The sequence below is a fragment of the Duncaniella sp. genome, assembly GCF_029054785.1.
In the GTDB taxonomy this organism is placed as follows: Bacteria; Bacteroidota; Bacteroidia; order Bacteroidales; family Muribaculaceae; genus Duncaniella.
Genome location: NZ_JAIDEN010000019.1, coordinates 1 through 2813 on the forward strand (window position 1 = coordinate 1; position 2813 = coordinate 2813).

At 54.8% G+C, this 2813-nt stretch carries 2 protein-coding genes and 1 pseudogene; all 3 read right to left on the reverse strand.

The window, feature by feature from the left end; all coding sequences use genetic code 11:
- Positions 1-293: 293 nt before the first annotated feature.
- Positions 294-1361, reverse strand: a complete 1068-nt coding sequence (locus K2H17_RS00575; RefSeq protein WP_300130150.1) for a CapA family protein — start codon at positions 1359-1361, stop codon at positions 294-296.
- A 161-nt stretch (positions 1362-1522) separates the two neighbouring features.
- The gene (gene folD, locus K2H17_RS00580) at positions 1523-2404 is read right to left on the reverse strand and encodes a bifunctional methylenetetrahydrofolate dehydrogenase/methenyltetrahydrofolate cyclohydrolase FolD (protein WP_300130153.1); all 882 of its coding nucleotides are present in this window, start codon (positions 2402-2404) and stop codon (positions 1523-1525) included.
- 56 nt (positions 2405-2460) lie between these two features.
- Positions 2461-2813: pseudogene (locus K2H17_RS00585) on the reverse strand (signal recognition particle protein); the annotation flags it as partial.

Sequence of the window (2813 nt, forward strand, 5' to 3'; positions counted from 1 at the left end):
GCGAGGGTCTTGAGCTTCTGGGTCGCGTCACTGGCGCTTGAAACTAACTCGCTGAGAAAAATTTCGTGGGCGGAGTAGAGAAACTTTTTGATGACCGGAAAGATGTTCTCGGTCGTTACTCCAATCTGTCCTTTTTGCATGATATATTATGGTTTTAATTGTTTCTGTTGTGTCACATTACACATATAACATCACAGCAAACAAAATGCCAGACTGCAAAACTGACAAATCTTGTTAAATAATATGCAAAAATGACAGCCCTGTCATGGCCTCACCGACAGCCCGGACCGATTTTACCGGGTCCTGATGGTCGTGGTGTCGCGGGGTACGTTGACGTTATGGCGGTCGAAAATATTGACGGCGTTTCTGACAAAGCCTTTGCGGTAGCTGTCCATGCTCTGGTGCAGCTCCCGGCTTTCGGCGGGGAGCAGGCGGAATTTGCCGTCGGAACTGCCAGGTTCGGTGAACACGAGCCGGTATGTGGCCTCTTTGACGTAGGCACGTCCGAAGATATCGCGGGCGAGTTTTATGCGGGCCATCGCTCCTCCGCGGGTGTCGGTGGTGCGCATCGCCGAGATGAAATTGCCCAGGGAGTAGACCGTGAAGCAGGGGCGTCCGGTCTTTTCGTTTATCTTCAGCTCCATCGGCTGGATCACGTGGGGATGGCCGCCGATGATGAGTTCCACTCCGAGATCACGCAGATATTTCGCGAGATTTTTCTGAGTGGTGTTCGGAAGCAGTTTGTATTCCTCGCCCCAGTGGATGCAGACGGCTATCAGTTCCGCTCCTTTCTCGCGGGTCTTCCTGACGTCAGAGGCGATCAGCTGACGGTCTATGTAGTCGATCTCGATGTCGGAAGTCTTCGTGATGCCGTTTGTGCCGTATGTATAGTTCAGGAAGCCGATTTTGAAGCCGTTGATGTCGCGGACCATCGGCAACACCGAGTCGCGGTGGGCGCGGTTGCGGTAGACTCCGAGATATGGCACTCCTTTCTCCTCGAAAGTCCTGATTGTACGTCTGACTCCGCGGTCGCGCCGGTCGAGGATATGGTTGTTGGCCGACAGCATCAGGTCGAATCCGGCCTCCGTCAGTGCGTCGACATAGTTGTCATGGGCGCAGAACATCGGATAGCCCGAATAGGGGGCGCCTCCGAGCGGTGTCTCAAGGTTGACAACGGCAAAATCAGCCGACTCGATGTAGGGGCGGAGGGCGGTGAAGTAGGTGCCGTAGTCGAGCGATCCGTCTTTCTGTCGGGCGGCATCAATCTGCCGCTGGTGCTGCATGGCATCGCCGGCAAAAACAATCTCTGCGCTGTCCTGCGGAATCAGCATCGAGAGCAGCGATAGAAAAACTGAAATCATGCTCACGTGTCTGTTGTTTTTTGAAAGTGTGGGGAAAGAGTATGAGTGGCCTTATGAAACACCCTCTTAAGCAGAGAGATACAAGTTCCTAAGATATAAGAGAAAGGAAGCGGATTGAAAATTACGGTGATTTTCAATCCGCTTCCGATTTATGGGGTTGATCAGCTGTAAATCTCTTTTTTAGCAGCCAGAAGCGTGTTGCGCATGAGCGAGCAGATGGTCATCGGGCCTACACCGCCGGGCACCGGGGTGATGAAGGCGCACTTTTCGGCTACGTTGGCGAAATCCACGTCGCCGCTCAGGCGGAAACCGCTCTTGCGGGTGGCGTCAGGCACGCGGGTGGTGCCGACGTCGATGATCGTTGCGCCTGGTTTGACCATGTCGGCTGTCACGAATCCCGGACGGCCGAGAGCTGCGATGATGATGTCGGCTTCGGCGCAGGTTTCCTTGATGTCGGCCGATGCGCTGTGGACCACGGTCACTGTCGCGTTGCCCGGTTCTGCTTTCTGCATCATCAGAGTGGCCACGGGCTTGCCTACGATGTTGCTGCGTCCGAGAACCACACACTTCGCACCGCGGGTCTTGACTCCGTAGCGCTTCAGAAGCTCCATGATGCCTGAGGGAGTGGCGGAGACGAAGCAGGGGAGACCGATCGACATGCGGCCTACGTTGACCGGATGGAAACCGTCGACATCCTTGCGGTAGTTGATCGCTTCGATGATTTTCTGCTCGGAGATATGGCGCGGAAGGGGAAGCTGCACGATGAAACCGTCGACTTCCGGATCCTCATTGAGCTGTCTGATGGTTTCGAGGAGCTTTTCTTCGGTCACGTCATCCTCGTAGCGGATGAGTGTCGAGCGGAAGCCGCAGGCTTCGCAGGCTTTGACTTTATTGGCTACGTAGGTCTCGCTGCCGCCGTCGTGGCCGACAAGGATGGCTGCGAGATGGGGGCGGCGTTTGCCTTGGGCCACCATTTCTTCGACTTCTGCGGCAATCTCCCGTTTGATGTCGTCAGCGGTCTTTTTTCCGTCAATGAGGGTCATAATTTTCTGGGTATTTGTTGAATGTGAGGGTTCTGTGGTTGAATTCCTGTGTCTGATCAGCGGCGCATGCCTTTCATGCCTCTCATCAGGGCCATCGGATTCTTGATGCCGGAGACGGCTTTCATCATCTTGCGGGCGTCGTCAAACTGCTTGATCAGGCGGTTGACTTCCTGGATGTCGGTGCCTGAACCTTTGGCGATGCGCTTGCGGCGGCTGCCGTTGATGATTTCAGGGTGCTGACGTTCTTCTTCGGTCATCGAGCGGATGATGGCTTCGATTCCCTTGAAGGCGTTGTCGTCGATGTCGATGTCTTTTATGGCTTTTCCTACACCGGGGATCATCGAGGCAAGTTCCTTCAGGTTGCCCATTTTCTGGATCTGCTGGATCTGCTGGAGGAAGTCGTTGAAGT

Bases quoted from the DNA above. Each gene is read 5' to 3' on its own strand.
- K2H17_RS00575 (WP_300130150.1), bottom strand. From the start codon at position 1,361: ATGATTTCAGTTTTTCTATCGCTGCTCTCGATGCTGATTCCGCAGGAC.
- folD (WP_300130153.1), bottom strand. From the start codon at position 2,404: ATGACCCTCATTGACGGAAAAAAGACCGCTGACGACATCAAACGGGAG.